This window comes from Moorena producens PAL-8-15-08-1, assembly GCF_001767235.1.
GTDB lineage: Bacteria > Cyanobacteriota > Cyanobacteriia > Cyanobacteriales > Coleofasciculaceae > Moorena > Moorena producens_A.
Window position 1 is genome coordinate 8,852,769 of record NZ_CP017599.1, and the last position, 16,974, is coordinate 8,869,742.

General features: G+C 44.8%; 15 protein-coding genes. 5 read left to right on the plus strand and 10 right to left on the minus strand.

Going from position 1 to position 16,974, the window contains the following annotated elements; genetic code table 11:
* Positions 1-255: 255 nt before the first annotated feature.
* Positions 256-453, plus strand: coding sequence for a hypothetical protein (locus tag BJP34_RS32495; RefSeq protein ID WP_149031297.1), 198 nt, complete (start codon positions 256-258; stop codon positions 451-453).
* A gap of 71 nt (positions 454-524) precedes the next feature.
* Here the strand turns inward: BJP34_RS32495 and BJP34_RS32500 are convergent, their stop codons facing one another.
* The 3 genes from BJP34_RS32500 to ppsA all read right to left on the minus strand — a co-directional run bounded on the left by BJP34_RS32500 (position 525) and on the right by ppsA (position 4,487).
* Positions 525-794, minus strand: coding sequence for a hypothetical protein (locus tag BJP34_RS32500; RefSeq protein WP_070395899.1), 270 nt, complete (start codon positions 792-794; stop codon positions 525-527).
* 81 nt (positions 795-875) lie between these two features.
* Positions 876-1,133: a hypothetical protein gene (locus BJP34_RS32505; RefSeq protein ID WP_070395900.1), complete on the minus strand. Its 258-nt coding sequence runs from the start codon at positions 1,131-1,133 to the stop codon at positions 876-878.
* An 825-nt stretch (positions 1,134-1,958) separates the two neighbouring features.
* Positions 1,959-4,487, minus strand: a complete 2,529-nt coding sequence (gene ppsA / locus BJP34_RS32515; RefSeq protein WP_070395902.1) for a phosphoenolpyruvate synthase — start codon at positions 4,485-4,487, stop codon at positions 1,959-1,961.
* A 40-nt stretch (positions 4,488-4,527) separates the two neighbouring features.
* Here ppsA and BJP34_RS49735 point away from each other — a divergent pair, with 40 nt between their 5' ends.
* A complete protein-coding gene (locus tag BJP34_RS49735) occupies positions 4,528-4,659 on the plus strand; it encodes a hypothetical protein (RefSeq protein WP_267876425.1) in 132 nt (43 codons plus the stop codon).
* A gap of 788 nt (positions 4,660-5,447) precedes the next feature.
* Here BJP34_RS49735 and BJP34_RS48085 read toward each other — a convergent pair.
* Positions 5,448-5,648 (minus strand): hypothetical protein, encoded by a 201-nt coding sequence (locus BJP34_RS48085; protein ID WP_070395903.1) that lies wholly within the window; start codon positions 5,646-5,648, stop codon positions 5,448-5,450.
* A 42-nt stretch (positions 5,649-5,690) separates the two neighbouring features.
* Positions 5,691-5,810 (minus strand): adenosine-specific kinase, encoded by a 120-nt coding sequence (locus BJP34_RS50610; protein ID WP_365975390.1) that lies wholly within the window; start codon positions 5,808-5,810, stop codon positions 5,691-5,693.
* A 522-nt stretch (positions 5,811-6,332) separates the two neighbouring features.
* Here BJP34_RS50610 and BJP34_RS45030 point away from each other — a divergent pair.
* Positions 6,333-6,515 carry a hypothetical protein gene (locus BJP34_RS45030; RefSeq protein ID WP_158517597.1) on the plus strand — a complete coding sequence of 61 codons (183 nt, stop codon included), beginning with the start codon at positions 6,333-6,335 and terminating at the stop codon, positions 6,513-6,515.
* On the opposite strand, the gene BJP34_RS32525 is transcribed toward BJP34_RS45030, so the two are convergent.
* Entirely contained in the window at positions 6,474-7,013 is a 540-nt protein-coding gene (locus tag BJP34_RS32525; protein ID WP_070395904.1) for a universal stress protein, read from the minus strand. The two genes, BJP34_RS45030 and BJP34_RS32525, sit on opposite strands and share 42 nt — an antisense overlap.
* A gap of 408 nt (positions 7,014-7,421) precedes the next feature.
* Entirely contained in the window at positions 7,422-11,258 is a 3,837-nt protein-coding gene (locus tag BJP34_RS32530) for a filamentous hemagglutinin N-terminal domain-containing protein (protein ID WP_070395905.1), read from the minus strand.
* A gap of 365 nt (positions 11,259-11,623) precedes the next feature.
* Between BJP34_RS32530 and BJP34_RS45035 the strand changes: the two genes are divergently transcribed.
* Positions 11,624-11,767: a hypothetical protein gene (locus tag BJP34_RS45035; RefSeq protein WP_158517598.1), complete on the plus strand. Its 144-nt coding sequence runs from the start codon at positions 11,624-11,626 to the stop codon at positions 11,765-11,767.
* 42 nt (positions 11,768-11,809) lie between these two features.
* A complete protein-coding gene (locus BJP34_RS32535; RefSeq protein ID WP_070397003.1) occupies positions 11,810-12,100 on the plus strand; it encodes a DUF3288 family protein in 291 nt (96 codons plus the stop codon).
* Positions 12,101-12,429: 329 nt separating this feature from the next.
* On the opposite strand, the gene BJP34_RS32540 is transcribed toward BJP34_RS32535, so the two are convergent.
* From BJP34_RS32540 to BJP34_RS32550, 3 genes are read right to left on the minus strand one after another with little or no spacing between them, the layout of a single operon-like run.
* The gene (locus BJP34_RS32540) at positions 12,430-13,827 is read right to left on the minus strand and encodes an MlaD family protein (protein WP_070395906.1); all 1,398 of its coding nucleotides are present in this window, start codon (positions 13,825-13,827) and stop codon (positions 12,430-12,432) included.
* Positions 13,828-13,875: 48 nt separating this feature from the next.
* Entirely contained in the window at positions 13,876-14,547 is a 672-nt protein-coding gene (gene bioD, locus BJP34_RS32545; protein WP_070395907.1) for a dethiobiotin synthase, read from the minus strand.
* Between the two features lie 13 nt (positions 14,548-14,560).
* Complete coding sequence (locus BJP34_RS32550; RefSeq protein WP_070395908.1) at positions 14,561-16,450, minus strand: serine/threonine-protein kinase; 1,890 nt, start codon at positions 16,448-16,450, stop codon at positions 14,561-14,563.
* Positions 16,451-16,974: the final 524 nt, after the last annotated feature.

Consider the following 16,974-nt stretch of genomic DNA (forward strand, 5'->3'; position numbering starts at 1 on the left):
TATCCATCCCCACCTTTTTGAAGAATGGGGAATTTCGTCCCGGAGACGAAACCACTCTTGCCTCCCCCGATTTGTTAAATCCATTTCTTCTAGTTTGCCACCTCCATCACTGAAAGGGTGAATGCCGTTTGATCCCAGTTTTCAAATCCGTAGACCAATCCGTAGACCACAGTTAACACACTGTTGGTTACACCAACAGCTCCTTCTCAGCTTACCGCCTAATCAGCTATGGCGCTATCCAAGCAATACAAATTCGTGAAAGTAAGGCTACAGGTGCAGATGGCCAGATCGGAAGATGGCCAGATCGGGAGATGGCCAGATGAAATTGATGTGCAATTAATCCAGGAATTAACGAGAATCCCTACCTTCAGCAAGGCAGGGATTCTCGTTAATTGGTATAATGTAGTATACTGTCAAGGAAACTTAGTACTAGTGCAGGGGAAACCAAAATAAGTAAAATGACCAGCTCCGACCTCTGTAGATGAAAGTGGTGACTTATTTCTGCGAGCCTGGACTAGGTGGAATCAGTAAAGTTTACGTTCTTCCCACAAGAAGCAGTAGTACGGTACACTGCCCAAGCCAGCATTAGTCAAAATTGATACCTTTATGACTGGGTTGGGTTCACAATTGTCTTCCTCAGATATCAAATCTAGGTTGACCTCGTTAAAGAAGATGCCTGAAACCCTGGTTTTTATTGCCTGGAAATTATGGGCAATCCCCACTAGCACAGATGACAGCTTTTGCCAGACGACAGCAAAGGTTGGTTTGATGGTTTCGTTAATTGTTGTTAGCATGTCAACACCCTTTATAGTATAGATTGAAAAAAAATTGTCTAAAAATGCACCCTTTAATACCCATGGCCTACTTGCACTGCTTCAACCTTTCCAAAAGAAGCAGTAGTACGGCACACTGCCCAAGCCAGCATTAGTCAACATTGATACCTTTATGACTGGGTTGGGTTCACAATTGTCTTCCTCAGATATCAAATCTAGGTTGACCTCGTTAAAGAAGATTCCGGAAAACCTGGTTTTTATAGCTTGGAAATTATGGGCAATCCCAAGGAGCACAGATGATAGCGTTTTCCAGACTACGGCAAAGCTTGGTTTGATGGTTTCGTTAATTTTTGTTAACATGTCAACACCCTTTATAGTATGGTTCGAAAAAAAATTGTCTAAAAATGCACCCTTTAATACCGATGGCCTACTTGCACTAGTTCAACTGCTGTCTGTGGATCCTGTTTACCCTAGGCTTTGCCATTGAAGAGAGCCTCATTAGCCATACAACAAGCCCTAAGACATCAAGGCTATCAAGGGTGGTTTCTCCCATAGTTGTGGCTAGCATGGTTTTCTCCTTGACCTGACAGCAAGAAAACTAGTGATTTCAGCTGATCTACATTTGATAAATTTGGAAAAATCAAAAATGGTGGAATTTGTTCTATTTAATTACCCATTCTTGATTTATTTTCTAATCTTTAGATTTTATTTATATTTCTCTGGAGCTATCATCCCCAATTCCTCCTATTTTATATTTCTTAAACAAACAACCCTTGATGGAACGTCAAGTTTATGGTTAGCCAAGGGTTTTCTATGGTTTCGGACCAGTTAATCACCCTCGCCCCTGGCGTATCTTAAAGTTTTGTAATGTAATTTTTGATTTTAAATTACATGAGAATTTATTGCTATTAACTCATCCTTCCTCCAAGATGATCTGGGATTGTTGATCAAGAACTGGGCGACATCAATCACCAAACTCGGCATCCTTGCGGTGCGACCCGTGGCGAATTTAATTCTTAATGGGTCAAGCGCACCGGAGACATTTTGAACCTAGAAGCTAGCTGCAACTTGCCCCTAAATGCGACGAGATTCCAGTCATCTCTATGGGGAAAATATTGAGGTATTTGGTTAGGTGTAATGTAGATTTCTTAATACCTAAGACTCTTAACACCTAACACCACGACACTAATTTACTCCTTCTACCTTGGCGATATCTAGAAGTGTCTTGAGTACCGAGTCAGGGTTCAAGCTGATGGAATCAATTCCTAACTCCACTAGGAAGCAGGCAAATTCCGGATAGTCACTTGGTGCTTGACCACAGATACCAATCTTGCGGCCATTTTTCTTGGCTTTTTCTATCACCATCCGCACCATCTGTTTCACTGCTTCGTTGCGTTCGTCAAAGATATGGGCAACTAAGGCAGAGTCACGGTCTAACCCTAGGGTTAATTGAGTGAGGTCATTAGAACCGATGGAGAAACCGTCAAAGATTTGGCTATACTCGTCGGCTAGGATGACATTACTGGGGATTTCACACATTACATAGACTTGTAACCCATTCTCACCCCGCTTCAAGCCATGTTTTTCCATTTCCGCCAGCACCCGGCGACCTTCATCAGGAGTGCGACAGAAGGGAATCATGGGGATAACGTTAGTCAGTCCCATCTCATCCCGTACCCGTTTGAGTGCCTTACATTCCAAACCATAGGCTTCCCGGTAGATTTCATCACAGTAACGAGACGCCCCTCGCCATCCTAGCATCGGGTTCTCTTCCCTGGGTTCAAATTGTTGACCCCCTAAGAGATTGGCGTATTCGTTACTCTTGAAATCTGACATCCTGACGATAACTGGTTTGGGATAAAAAGCAGCAGCAATAATGCTAATCCCGTTGGCTAGTTTATCCACAAAGAAGTCAGGTTTATGGTCATACAATGCTGTCAGCTGAGCAATTTCTTCCTTGACCGATGGATCTTCGAGTTCATCGAAGTGAATCAACGCCATCGGGTGTGCCTTAATGTGATTGGCAATGATGAACTCAAACCGAGCTAACCCCACCCCATCGCAGGGAAGAGAAGACAGACTAAAGGCTTTCTCTGGGTTACCCACATTCATCATGATTTTGGTGCGGGTGCGCGGTAGGTTGTCAAGGGGTGTTTCTTGCACCTCAAAGGGCAGCAACCCTTGATAAACCTTGCCTTCATCTCCTTCTGCACAGGAAACTGTCACTGGTTGACCTGTCTTCAATTGGTTAGTGGCATTGCCACAACCCACAATCGCGGGGATACCCATCTCACGGGCAATGATGGCAGCGTGACAAGTGCGACCTCCTTGGTTAGTGACGATAGCACTCGCTCTCTTCATGATAGGTTCCCAATCCGGATCTGTCTTGTCCGTGACCAATACCTCTTTGGCTTGGAAACGGTCAATCTTGTTGACATCCAGAATTACCCTTGCTTTGCCTTGACCAATCATTTCACCGACGGCGCGACCGGTGGCTAGCACAGACGTTGCCTGCAATGTCTCTACATCGCCTTTGAGTTGATAATGACAAATAACATTGGTAGATTTCTGGGATTGTACAGTTTCCGGACGGGCTTGAACAATAAAGAGTTCACCGGTTTTCCCGTCTTTTGCCCACTCAATGTCCATGGGGGTGTAGCTACCCCGCACCTGGGAATAGTGCTCTTCAATGATGCTAGCCCATTTGGCTAGGGTGAGAATTTCCTCATCATTGATTGCGTATTTTCCCCGTTCTGATGGCGGTACTGATATATTTTTCGTCAGTTTCCCGCCGTCATCATAGACCATTTTGACTTCTTTGCTGCCTAGACGTTTGTCTAGGATAGGGCGATACCCCTCTTGGAGAGTCGGCTTGAACACCAGGTATTCATCAGGGTTGACTGCTCCTTGGACAACGTTTTCACCTAAACCGTAAGCTGCCGTTACTAAAGCCGCATTTTTAAATCCGGTTTCGGTGTCGATGGAGAACATCACACCAGACGATGCTAGGTCTGAGCGCACCATTTTCTGGACACCGACAGAGAGAGCGACATCAAAGTGGTCAAAGCCTTTAACAGTTCGATAGGAGATGGCCCGGTTGGTAAAAAGTGACGCAAAGCATTTGTGACACGCTTGCTCAACCGCTTTTACTCCGTGGACGTTGAGATAGGTTTCTTGTTGACCAGCAAAGCTAGCATCAGGTAAGTCCTCAGCGGTGGCACTGGAACGAACTGCTACATCTGTATTGTAATTTGACTGTAGGCAGGTGTGCCGATATTCTGGGTCAAACTGCTCACAGAATTCCTGGGGATCATTGCCATAGCGTTGGCATAGTTGTTGGTAGGCTTGCGCGATCGCATTGGCTAGTTCTTTTGGAAATGGGGTATTGAGAATTAAGCTTCTCGCTTGCATCCCCCGTTGTCGCAAGTTATTGACATCTTCCACATCCAGGTCAGAAAATGCCTGGCGCAGCTTGGCTTCTAACCCAGCTTTGTCAATAAAGTATCGATAGGCATAGGCTGTAGTCGCGAAGCCAGTGGGGACTCTAACTCCTACTGGTGTAAGTTGTCGGATCATTTCCCCCAAAGAGGCATTCTTTCCCCCGACTATGGCGATATCGGCAATACCAACTTCCTCAAACCAGAGGACGAAGGCATTGTCTTTGGCACAGTCTTTGGCAGATAGTGGGGTTTTTTCTGGAGTAGTGGTGACCATATGATGCTTCTCCTGAGGTTTACTTCCAAGGGGAGTACAGATGGTTTTCTGCCTCAATGGGATTCAATGGGATTGTGAAAAGTCCGATGAAGCACCTGAAGTTTTGGCAGTTGCTGAACTAGCCTTAACTCAACGCTTAGCCTGTTCGGCAGACAACGTCACCTTATTATGACAGCGATGCCGGGCGGTCTTGGGGAGGGGCTGTGTGCGGAACTTGCTTCCGCACCTTGTAAGCCCCGTGGAAACCCCCACTCGCGCTTTGCATCAAGACATCCTCAGGGAACATGCCATTCTCTTTACTCTAGCCTAGCCATTCGTTTCTCCCCTTCATTGAGCTATCAACTCTATCGGGGCTGATACTACTAGTTTAGTAAATTTTCCTCAAAGGAGGTCATCTTTCTTTACTTTATTTTATATACAACACCGATGTTGTTTAACTATAAATTAGAAATGATTAAGTAGAAGTGAGTAATGATTTAAATTTTTTATAGATATAAACAAGGCTATGAATTTAAGTTAATTTCCAGGCTTTGGGTTATCTCTCTAGATTTTTGTAGTTTATTTTACATAATTTACCAGGCATTTGTAGTTTACTTGACATAAGTTTCCTGGCATTTGCTATATGGTAAAAAACCTGAAGGAAATAGTCATAAATTTATCAATACCATTATTTTCCGTCTCTGGTGCAACAGGCACGGAAATAGCTGACCGCGAAAAATCCCCCCCACCCCCTTACCCCCTCATCTTCAAAGGAACTAGTCACCAATTTCTGCCTAGGTGTACTAATAATTACGGGTAATGTAAGGGGTCGTTATCGTTTCTAATCTAGTTGAGAATCATCCCTCACCCATGCCCTATTACCCATATTATCCATTCCCAACAATATAGGAACTATTTTGGCACTAATTAATTTGACAGTAATTAATTGGACTTGGTACTAGAGTTTGTTGCCGTACTGGCTCAGTAAATCCTTGGGTGTCTTGACCTGATCAGTACCTTGTACTCCTTGTGGTTAAAACCTATCCACAACCCTTTTGATGCTACGCCGATAGTTTCAGCTACAATCTCCTGTACCGGATTGGCGGTGGAACAATGGATAGGGCAGACTTCTGACCACAGCTGAATCCCTTGAGGATTCTGAGTTGGATTAGATTTAAGCATTGGATCATTTGCTGTAGCTCGGATCAAGTATGATCCAGATGCTTAACAGAAGACGATGCCAAATTTTAGCTGGCTCGAAGTTCCGATCATGACCTGATATAAGTCAACGACCGTTTTAATAAAGTGGGCGTTACCAATAATGATGATGTTACTCGCCCTGATAAAATTTCTATCCTAACCACTTTCAGTTCGATTGTCACCGACCTCTTAGCCTCAGTGAAACAGTAAAAACACTACATTGAAACAGTAAAAACACTAAACTAAACGTAAAACCTACATATTATCTCCAGTCGAAGTAAAATTACTGCCAAAATGCCAAATACCTACCGGCATCATAGATACTTCTTCTGATGGCAGGTGGTAACCTCTAGATCTAATTATCACCTCAGCATTGACAAAAATGCATAAGTATGATTACAACTAAACTCACATCAACAAGCCACAGTTGTTGAGAAAATCCTGTAGAAATAACTCCCACAACTTATACAAAACTGGACTCCAAAACCTATAAATAGTAGGGTGCGTTATTAACGCACCCTACAAGTAGAGTTATTGTGGAATTCCTGCTCTCAAAAAGAGACTAGACTTCTGGTGGAAGTAAGAAAGATTAGTGAAATGATTAGTGATGAATCAGTCTATTTGATCCATCTATGTAAAAAATGCATAATTCCTAAAGCCTTCTTGATGCAAAGCGCGAGTGGGGGTTTCCCCCAAGACCGTAATGGTGCTTTTTCCGCATTAAGAATTAAATTCGCCACGGGTCGCACCTCTGCATCGCTAGAATCTCAAGGCTGTCGTTCGCAAAGCGTGAGCTTTGCTCAATCTCTAGTTTGTATCTGTAGTTACTGGAGTGGCTGTAGTGGTTAACTCAATGCTTGGGGTTGCTACCCCTTGAACTACCAACACTGAGCAAGGAGCATGGTGAACAACATAGTTACTGACACTCCCGAGTACCATTTCTTTTAAACCCCCAAGCCCTCGACGACCTAGAACAATTAAATCCGCACCCCACTTTTGGGCTAGATCACAAATTCCTACACTCGGATCTGCCAATTGACAAGATACTTCGGCAGCGATACCATGATTATTGGCCTGTTGAGCATAACTCCTAAGCCACTCTTTGTTTTCCTCAAGGTGTTTTTGGAGATTTTCTTGGTGAACCTTTCGCAGACTACCATAGAGGTCTACATCAGCTATGGTGCCAAGACCTACGTAAGGAGTCATCATTTCCTGACGTTCCCAGTTAAGGAAGTGTACTAGCATCAGAGTACTCTGTTCCTTTTCGGCTAGGTCTAGGGCGTTGTCAAACACTGCTTCTGCTTGGGATGAGCGGTCGATTGCTACCAGAATTTTTTTGTAAGCCATGATTAGTTTTTCCTCGCCTCTTAAAATTATTCAGATGGGGGCTCGAAGATATGGAATTTAAGTACTTGCAGAAAATAAATTAAGGGTTGCCCTTGTCTAGTAAAGATAGGGAAGATGTGTAAGATACTGAGGTTCGCGCTTGAGCTATAATCCCTGACATTGAAGACGTTGAGTGAATAGTTTCTTGTAGTCAGTGGTGTAGTCAGTGCCGTAGTAAGATGCTACTCAATGTGATAGGGTTCTATAATTTAATTCTAGAAAAACTACTCACAGATATTAAATACTGGTTAACCATTTGTAACACTTATCGGCCTAGTTAAAAAAAATAGCAATGGGATGATCATTAGTAAGGTGAATGATTAAGAAAGCCTAAACGTAGAGAAAACTAGAGTTATTGCCCAAATGCTGTTACCGTACGCAATAATAAGGTGAAAACCAGGAAATGAAGGGACTCGACTGAGGTGAATCAGCCACTAACTCGACCACTCCGTCGTTATTAATAATCCATCGATTAGCTTCAACAATTCTAGACCGACGTGAGTTACCTGCATTAGAAGCATTAGAAGCACTCGAAGCTAAGATAGGATTTTTCCGGCGGCGAGCGCTGTGGCGAGGTAATGGACGTAAATCCATCCACAGGGTTTGACCCCGAAGCGGTTTAGTGGGGTCTGTGGGTAAACCACCCCGGCCAAATTGGGCAAATTGATTGCCATCATCAGTACCGCAACCAGTGGCAACTAGCAGTTTGGGATTAACAAAAGTGGACGGTAGCTGGAATAATCCCGCACTAGGGTCGGCGGAAGGTGCATTAATTTCCACAGTACCGCTAAAGGAAGCTCCCAGTTGGGAAGAGGCGGTAATATCACTATCTGGGGTTTGTTGTTCCCGAAATTCAGTGCCAAAAATGCCTAAAGCATTGATAATCACTTGTCCGCCAAAGCTATTTTGAGCATTGGCCGTGATATCGCTATTGTCTAGGGCAACTAGCAAGTCAGTATCGATAGTAATGTTACCGCCAGTGGCAGTACCTTCGGCATTGGTAGTGATGTTACTGCGATCGCGCATCAAAATTAGCTGGGAATCCAGGATAATATTGCCCTGATCCCCAGCATTAACTTCCGCAGAAAGGGTAGCTTGATCTAATACAATCGAGGAGGCCGTAATGTCGAGATTACCAGCCTGGGCTAACTCCCCATTACCACGAGCACTGACGGAAATTTCGGCACCATCGCGAACTCTCAAGTTGTTGCTGGTAATAATCACTGAACCCGCAGGGGAGTTTTCCTCAGAGAAGGCCGCAATCCGACTAGGAAACTGACCATCCTCTGAAATCCCAGTGACTTCTATGTCATTAACTTGGAGGAAGATATCCCCAGCTTCACCATCCCCTAAGCTAGAAGCAATCACCTCTCCACCATCACTGACCTCTAGCTCAGTTGCCCGAATGGTAATATTGCCAGCATCCCCAGCTCCACGGGTACGAGAGGACAATGTTCCTTCATCACTGACAAGCAAACGCTCGGTTTCAATGGTTAAATTGCCGCCAGGGCCGGTGCCGACGAGTGTAGCTGTAACCAAAGCGCTGGGAAATATACCATCAGGTGAGGTACCAATGGCTGAGACTTCCTTAGCTCTAACGGTTACACTGCCCCCATCCATATTATTCCCCCGATTAATCGAGCGGATTTGAGCGCCATCACGCAACTGCAAAACTCGAGTTTCAACAACCACTCTCCCTGCATTTCCAATTGCTCCAGGTCTGGCGTTGCTATCGATGCGCCCACGCTCTTCAACCGTTGTACCTGAGAGCATCACAGATTCTGTGGCGGTAATGGTAATCTCACCAGCATTACCGGAGCTAAAGGTGTCGGTACTTACAATACCCCCGTTCAGCTGTAATTGTTTGGTATCAATTACTAGGTTACCGGCATTTCCACTATCCCGGGCAATGCTTGAGATTAACGTTGATGCATTATTCACTTCCAGCAATGAGCCCACATTTAAGGTAATGTTGCCACCACCACCCCAATCAAAGGTATCGGTGGAAATTCTGCCACCATTGTTGAGTATCAATGTTTGGGTATTAATTGTTAAGCTGCCACCATGGCCTTTACCTGTCGATTCCGAGAATAAGCCGCTCCTGGCTTCCACATTCGGATTAAAGTTAGCCCGATTGAAGGGGTCTTCCGGTAACGAGACTCCCTCCGTGCCCAGGTTTTCTAAAGACACTTGCAGGGTGTAAGTGTCCCCCACTTCTGGGGTTGCACCCTCGATCAATTCATTATTACTAGCATCAGAGGGGAAGGCACCAACTCCGAGTAAGTAAACCCCTGGCTCAGTGATGGTGGTATCAATTAAGGAGTCTGTGCTGAAACTGCCAAAGACTTCTCTACTGCCACCAGCACCATCAGCAGCTTGAGAATCGTCATTGACTTCTAATAATTCTCCTGTACCTTGATTAAACAGGAAAATCTTGGTATCTACGTTGCCGTCTTCCCCTGTAAAGCCATTGTCAATGTCGAAAATAGCTCGACTGTTGCCATTCGTGATACTGAAGGAAAAGTAATCAACTTGATTTTCCGCTGCACCCAATACGGTGGTGCCATTAATAATCTGTTCTGGAGTCCGTTCAATGGAAACATAGGGAATTCCCAATGGTCCGGATTCAGCAACGTTGGGATTCGGTTCAGTAATAAACTCCAGAGCATTTAAGTCAAAGGTTTCTAAGTCCAACAAAGGATTAGGGAGAAAATCCCGACTTTCCCCAGAGATAGTGACACTTTCGGTAGCATTAATGGTGATATCTCCAGCATTGCCTATGTTGGTAGTAGCAGTGACAATCTGTGCGCCAGTTTCAAGCACCAGGTTATTGAGGTTTAGTGCGATCGCACCGCCATTACTACTACTGTTGGTAACTGTACCGATAAATCCCCGATTAGCTAGATTGAGTGACCCTTGGTCATTGTTAATGGTAATGTTGCCTCCAAAGCCACTAGTGTCAGCAGCAGAACGAGTTAGAATCCCGCTAAATAAGCCATCTTCAGTAAAACCGGAGATATTAATCGCACCATTAGCATTAATCTCAATATCTCCTGATCCGCCATTGCTATTGGTAACAGTTTGAATTCTTGAGCCACCAGTGATAGTAAGACCGCTAGTGCTTAGCTCGATGTTTCCGCCATTGCCTATCGCTCCCGTTTCTAAATCATTAGCAATCAAACTTCTTTGACTGAGAGTGGTATTGCCATTAGCGTTAATGGTAATATTGCCAGCTACTGCATCTGGTATCGATGCTCCATCGGTCAATCCAGCCTGTAACTCACTGGCTGACATGTCGAAGTTAGCACCATTGATGGCAATAGTTCCGCCATTGACAGACGTTACATCTACTACCGAACCGTTGGTCAAAGAAACATCAGCTCGTTGGACACCATCGGGAAAACTAACCGATGTCGCACCAGCTCGGGTAACGGTGCCTGAACTAGATAATCCTCCTAATTCCACTCGTCCCCCTGGCACTTCAACGGTGGCACCATTGAGGTTAACCTCTCCCCCAAGTAAAGCCATGGTGTGCCCTGTGTCGATGCCTAAAGTAGCTCCTATCACGTTGACTGAGCCAGGATTGCTACCATATTGCAAACCGATGGGAATATTGATGGTTAACAATGGTGGGGCGTTTGGATCACTAGCGCTAAAGTTGAAACCATTGTCAAATACCGCACTATCGGCAGTGCTAGCTACAAAGGAGCCTGCGACATCTAAGCGAGAATTGGCTCCAAAGTTAATACCATTAGGATTGAGCAAGAATAAATTAGCGCTACCATTTACTCCCAAGGTGCCAAGAATTTGAGACAAGTTGTTGCCAGTAACACGAGTCAAAATATTGGTAATGCCATCGGGATTATCAAAATACACTCGTTGACCATTATCAATATTAAATTCTAGAAAACTGTGAAATAAGTTACTATCTCGAATTGCTCCCCCTTCAATTAAATCAGCTACAGCACCACGGATAGTCTGATTGGGAGTAACCTGAGAATTTTCATCACCCAAGGTAGTATCTGGGGTAATTTGAGCGAGGGTGGGTGAGGCGAGCAATAAACATAGACTACTGACTTCGAGGAATGCCACTAAGCCCAATTGCATTAGTGAAATGCTATGGCTTTGTGTGAGGGGATTAGTGCTGTCGTCGGAGCTAGATAAGGGATTAGCTTTCTGGGATTGGGGGATGCGATCGCGTTCCATTGATAGACCTGGCCGATTACTCTCAGTCTTAGAGTTCCCGGCACTGTTGCTTAGAGGAACACCTGTCTAGCACTAAGAGCTTGCACCTTTAGGAAAGGGAAGTTCGGATCTTGGAACAGGGAAAAAATACTGTGTACCTGATTAGGTGATAAACCGCTATATCAACAAAAATAAAAGTATATTTAAAGCTAAAAAATAACTACAAATTATTAATTATAATCCGACTTATTTAACTATTATTAATAATAAGGAGTTGGTTACTCTGGTAAAATCTGATATGATTTCCGGATAATTACCCTGTCTTGATGCAATAGCGAGTGGGGAGGGGCTGCCTGCGGAACCTGCGTCCGCAGCTTGAAAGCCCCGTGGAAACCCCCAAGACTATAAAAATCTGCCCCATCTCCTCATCTCCCCATCTCCCCACACTCCCCCATCTCCCCACACTCTTACTTACCTCGATTCCCGATTCCCGATTCCCGATTCCCTGTTACCTGTTCCCTTTGCTATAAGTAATTATTGATGTTTTAGCCAGCATGGAAGCCTTGACTGAGATGGAAGGAAATCAAGACCAGCAACATCCTCAGGAAAAACGCGATCGCGAAATAGTTAACCGTCTTTTACAACAACAACCCAATGAATACAACTTGGCGGAATTAGCCCGACTGCGTATTCGCTATGACAGTTTTCCCGGTGCTAGAGCCATTCAAAGGGACTTGGATTTACTGCTCCAGGGATGGCAACTGACAGAACAACAGCTTTTTGAGAAAACCCTTACGATTCATCAAGCCGGTAAGGCGTATAGACGAGACAACAGTTCTGGAAGCCAGGATGACTGGACTTAAGACTTCTTTGCTGAAGTCGCGAATAGGGAGTAGGGAGTAGGGAGTAGGGAGTAGGGAGTAGGGAGTAGGGAGTAGGGAGTGGGAAAAAATCATTTTGGTTTTTCAGTACCTTTTATGATAAGTTTCCAGTTAAAAAACTCAGAAAGCTTACTGTACCAGGACTTACGCACATAATCCATGGGTAGGGTGGGCAAAACCTTGCCCACCCTACAGGTAGCTAACAAAATTTACTGAATACGGCCTCTTGCCACTGTTCCCTGTTCCCTGTTCCCTGTTCCCTGTTCCCTGTTCCCTGCTCCCTGCTCCCTGCTCCCTTTACTAGATTAATTTCACTTAACCGATTTCCTAGGGGCTGGGGGTAAAAGCTTAAACATCTGTTTTTCTTGATTCGGTTGAAGCTTCTGATCAGCGGGAGCTATTGGATCTATCTTAGGTGGATCGATCTTAGGGGGGGACTTAGGGATGGAAACGGTTTTAGCAGGATCATTAGACGAGGCGGTGTCTATAGCAGTATTGAGAGCTTCCAGTTGTTGAGATATCAGAGCCTGCTGTTGCAGCTGTTCGGTAGAAGACACTAAGCCGCTGAGTCCATTAACTAAATCCTTGACATTGCGGCGAAAAGCTGGATCCCCAGTCAGATCATCTAGGTCAGCGGTAATCTTTTGGGCATTTTCAAAGGTAACTCTTGCTGAGTCTAGGGTTTGTTGCAATACCAGTAAATTAGTAGGACTGTTGAGAGTATTGGAAACATTACGTAAGTTAGCAGATGCTTGGGCAGCATTAGCCGATAGGTTTTCTAAGTTCCGCAGCATCTGTGATACATCCGTTTGATAAACCGCTGAGTTAACCTGATTCGCGGTAATAGTTAAGTTGCTGGTCAATACACGCAGATCTTGACTGGCCTGAGAGATGCTATCCAAGGTGGTCACCAAATTTCCCCGATTGCTGACCAATAGTTGATTGGCAGAGGTAATCAACTGATTTAGTTCCCTTGCCGTTTGGCTGTATTGCTCAGACGTACTAGAAATGCTACTGGTTGCCAACCCAATTAGACTAGATGTTTGATTGGCAGCACTGGTCACAGCATTCGTTGCTTTGGACAAGCCTGCTACCTCTTGCCGCACGATGCGGGACAACTGGGTCATCTCTTTGCTAAGTTCTGACACGTCTCTAGCGGCATTGGAGGCATTGGAAGCAAGGCTATTGATTTTTTCAAAAAACGCTGGATCAGCGATTAGTTCAGCAATGCGATTTCCGTTCCGTAGGAGGTCAGCAAAGGTAGAACCCACATCACCATTAATCTGATCTTCTTCACAAATAACTAGGGCAGAATTGCATTGTGCTCCGAAGGGTGTAAGACTTTGAGCAGTTGCAGGTAATTGTCCTAGGGGCATGATATCCACATTGGTAGCACCAATTAAACCCGATTGATTAGCTTCAACCTGGACTTTGCGGGGGATTAACAATCCAGGGTCATCAATTTCAACGGTGACATTGACCCCATTAGTACCGGGTTCAATGTTAGTGATTCTGCCAACTTGGACACCGCGATAGCTGACTGATGCCCCCACTTGCATACCAGCAGCGTTGCCAAAATTGACAATAAATTTATAGCTCTTTCGACCGAAGCTAATCCCACTAATCCATACAACAAGTCCACCGAAAACAGCAAGTCCTGCTACAATCAATAAGCCAACGGAGCCTTCTCGAATCGTCCGCGATCGCATAATAGTTTAACCTTTGTTACCCTTTCCCCTCAGATTTACTATCATCGCTCACCAACCACTGACATCCAAATTTGAACCGACTTGAGCAAGTTTCGAGTAGTCCATTGGGTCAGATAGATGAGGTAAAATCCCCAAAACCTTAACATTGGTTAGAGTCTCGATTAAGCTAATCGGAGCCAACTGATTAATTTCTTGGGAGGTACGAGGTTCGACGCAATTTAGGACAATGCCTTTGAGGTCAACTCGTGATGAGCGTGCCAGGGCAACATTAGCAACCACTTGTGCGATCGCTCCTAATTCTACCGGCGCAACCAATACCGTTGGCAATCGCCAATCCCTTGCCAAATCTGCCACAATCAGTTCATGAGTCACTGGTGAACCTAGTCCTCCCAAAGCTTCCACCAAGACCACATCCCGCTGACTGCGCAGATTAACGAAGCCTTGCCAGACCTTTTCGAGGTCAACCTCTCGTCCTTCTAGATCTGCAGCAACTGGTGGTGCTGCAGGGGTTTTAAACTCCACGGGTGTAATCTCCTCCAGGGTTTGACCCAAGTCAAATAGTTGGTGGTAAATTTCGCGATCGCCAATTCCGGTTTGAATCGGCTTGAATATCCCCAGACTCTCTTGAGGACGGTAAGTCTGCCAATAAGCAGCGATCACAGAAGTCAAAACCGTTTTGCCGATCTCTGTATTGGTGCCAGTAATTAGTAATACGTTCAAGATTGACTCACTTTCAGTCAGTAAGGCTAATATCTACAGCAAAGTTTCTTTCCTGTTTAGCAATTACATCTACTATATACTCACCAGAACTAGGCAGCTTACCTTGCCACCGTTGCACCCCTGAAGCCTTTTCCACTAACTTCCCATTGGGATAGCGGATACTTAAAGCCACATCACTTTCAATCACCTCTAGCTTCAATTGTTGACCCTGTTTAGCCTTCACCAAGTAGCGCTGAATCTTCTGGGGGCTAGTGCTACCCAGTAGCTGCAAACGCTTGGTTCCCTGTAACAAATTGACCCGTTCTATCTTATACTCAGCAGTTGGTTTAGGTTCTGGTTTCTGCTTCGGTGCTTCTGTTAACCTTAATCCTAGCTGATAATTGCTATCCGGTAGACCCTTAACTGGACTCAGTTGAATCGTGTAGTTGCCGGTGAACAGAAATTTCCCTTGCCATTGCCGCACCCGCTGAGCTCGATTGTCCACTGGTTTTCCGTCCGGGCCAAGCACAGTCATCAAGACCCCTTCGTCACTGAGATATGCCTTGAGAGTTTGGTCTTGTTTACCCTGGATAATGTAGTTAATCGTGTGATTAGCCTTTAAATTGCTGGATTTAGAAAGGGTTTTACCAGCAGAAAGCCCTAGACGCTGACTGTAGATTTGAGGCTTACTCGGAGTTGGACTAGCACTAGGGCTAGCACTAGGACTAGGACTAGGACTAGGACTTACAGACACTTTAGGACTTGGAGATTTACCAGTGTCCTGTTGATTAACATTGCCCACCCAGACCCAAGAGCCTATCCCTGCCAGCACTGCTAGTCCTGTAGCTATCCCAAGCAGCGGCCAAGGACTATTCCAAATAGAGTTACCCCTGGCTTGAGACATTACCGGTTCACTCGGTTCTCCACCTCTAGCACCCCTGGGTGTTCTAGCTTGAGCCGATGCCACCGTTGTGCCTCGTAAATGCTTGGGCTTTGGCAGTTGGGGAGTTAACCCAGAAGCTTGAAAGGCATACAATACTTCCCTACCGGATTGGTAGCGATCGCTTGGTTGAGAACTAAGCATCTGATTTAATATCTCAGCTAACTCATCGCTAACCCTAGCCCAGGGACGCCAGTTCCAAGTCAGATTAGTATCATCGACAAGTTCTTCTGGTTCTTTCCCAGTTAGTAGCACTATCGCAGTCACTGCTAGGGAATAGAGGTCACTACTCGGATACACCTGACCTGTCTGAATTTGCTCCCTGGGAGCATAACCGCTTTTGCCAATACTAGTTGTTGGTGTGGGAGTATCTGGCAATTGAAGACGAGTTGCCAGTTCCTGTACCACACCCAAATTAATGAAAACCGGTATACTATCGGTCTCCCGCATGATAATGTTATCGGGTGTGATATCTCGGTGGATAATCCCTTGGCTGTGGATGTAGTCCAAAACTGGCAAGGATTGCTGCAATAGCTGACGCACTTCTGTTTCTGATAAGACTCCCAACTTGGTTGGGCTAGCCATTGGGGGTGATTGGACTTCCCCATCCGGTTCATAAGATAGAGGTTCACTTTGATTGTGAAGGGCTTTCCGTTGTTCTAGGAGGTCACCATAGGTTTTTCCCTCTACGTAGTCTCGAACCAGAAACAGCCGTCCTTCCTCTTCAAAGGTAGCTCGAAACTGAGGAATTTGCGGGTGTTCAATTTTATACAGAATACCTGCTTCTTGTTGAAACAGTTGCCTTGACTTATCTAGATTATTAGTTTCTGTCTGAGGGGGAATAAATTCTTTGAGGGCACAAGGTTCATTGAAGCGCCCTTGATCCTCTACCAGGTAAGTCCGATTGAATTCTCCTTGGTCAAGGACACGGAGCAAATGGTAGCGATTTTGCAGAATAGTTCCAGAGGCAATCGGTGGTTCCATCGGTGGTAGATCAGTTGTTACGGACAATGAGGCCGGAGGAGTATTCTTGAAGTTTAGACTGTATTATGTTGCTTTGGAACTCCACCGATTCATTCCAACCGTTCCGTTGAGCAACAGCGTTGAGCAACAGATAAGTTGCTCAGCATATATATCAGGGCTTACCCAAGACTAGACTCCAAACGGGCTTATGCTGTATAATCTGCTTCGGGATCCTAAAAGTATAGTTATTGCGTAAGTCCTTTAGGAAATAGGGAATAGGAAATAGGGAATAGGAAATAGGGAATAGGAAATAGGGAATAGGAAATAGGGAATAGGAAATAGGGAACAGGTAAAAAATCCTCTGTACCTAATGAATAGGATAACCGCTATATATGTTGTTCTGGTTTATTAGAACATCACGCTTATGTTCATTGCTATCTTATTTTGGTGTAGAACTATCTTAAATAACTACCTTACTTGACTAGATGTACAGTTGTTCGAATTAAGTACAATAGTTAATTTTCGTATTTGAGTAAGAAACTTAA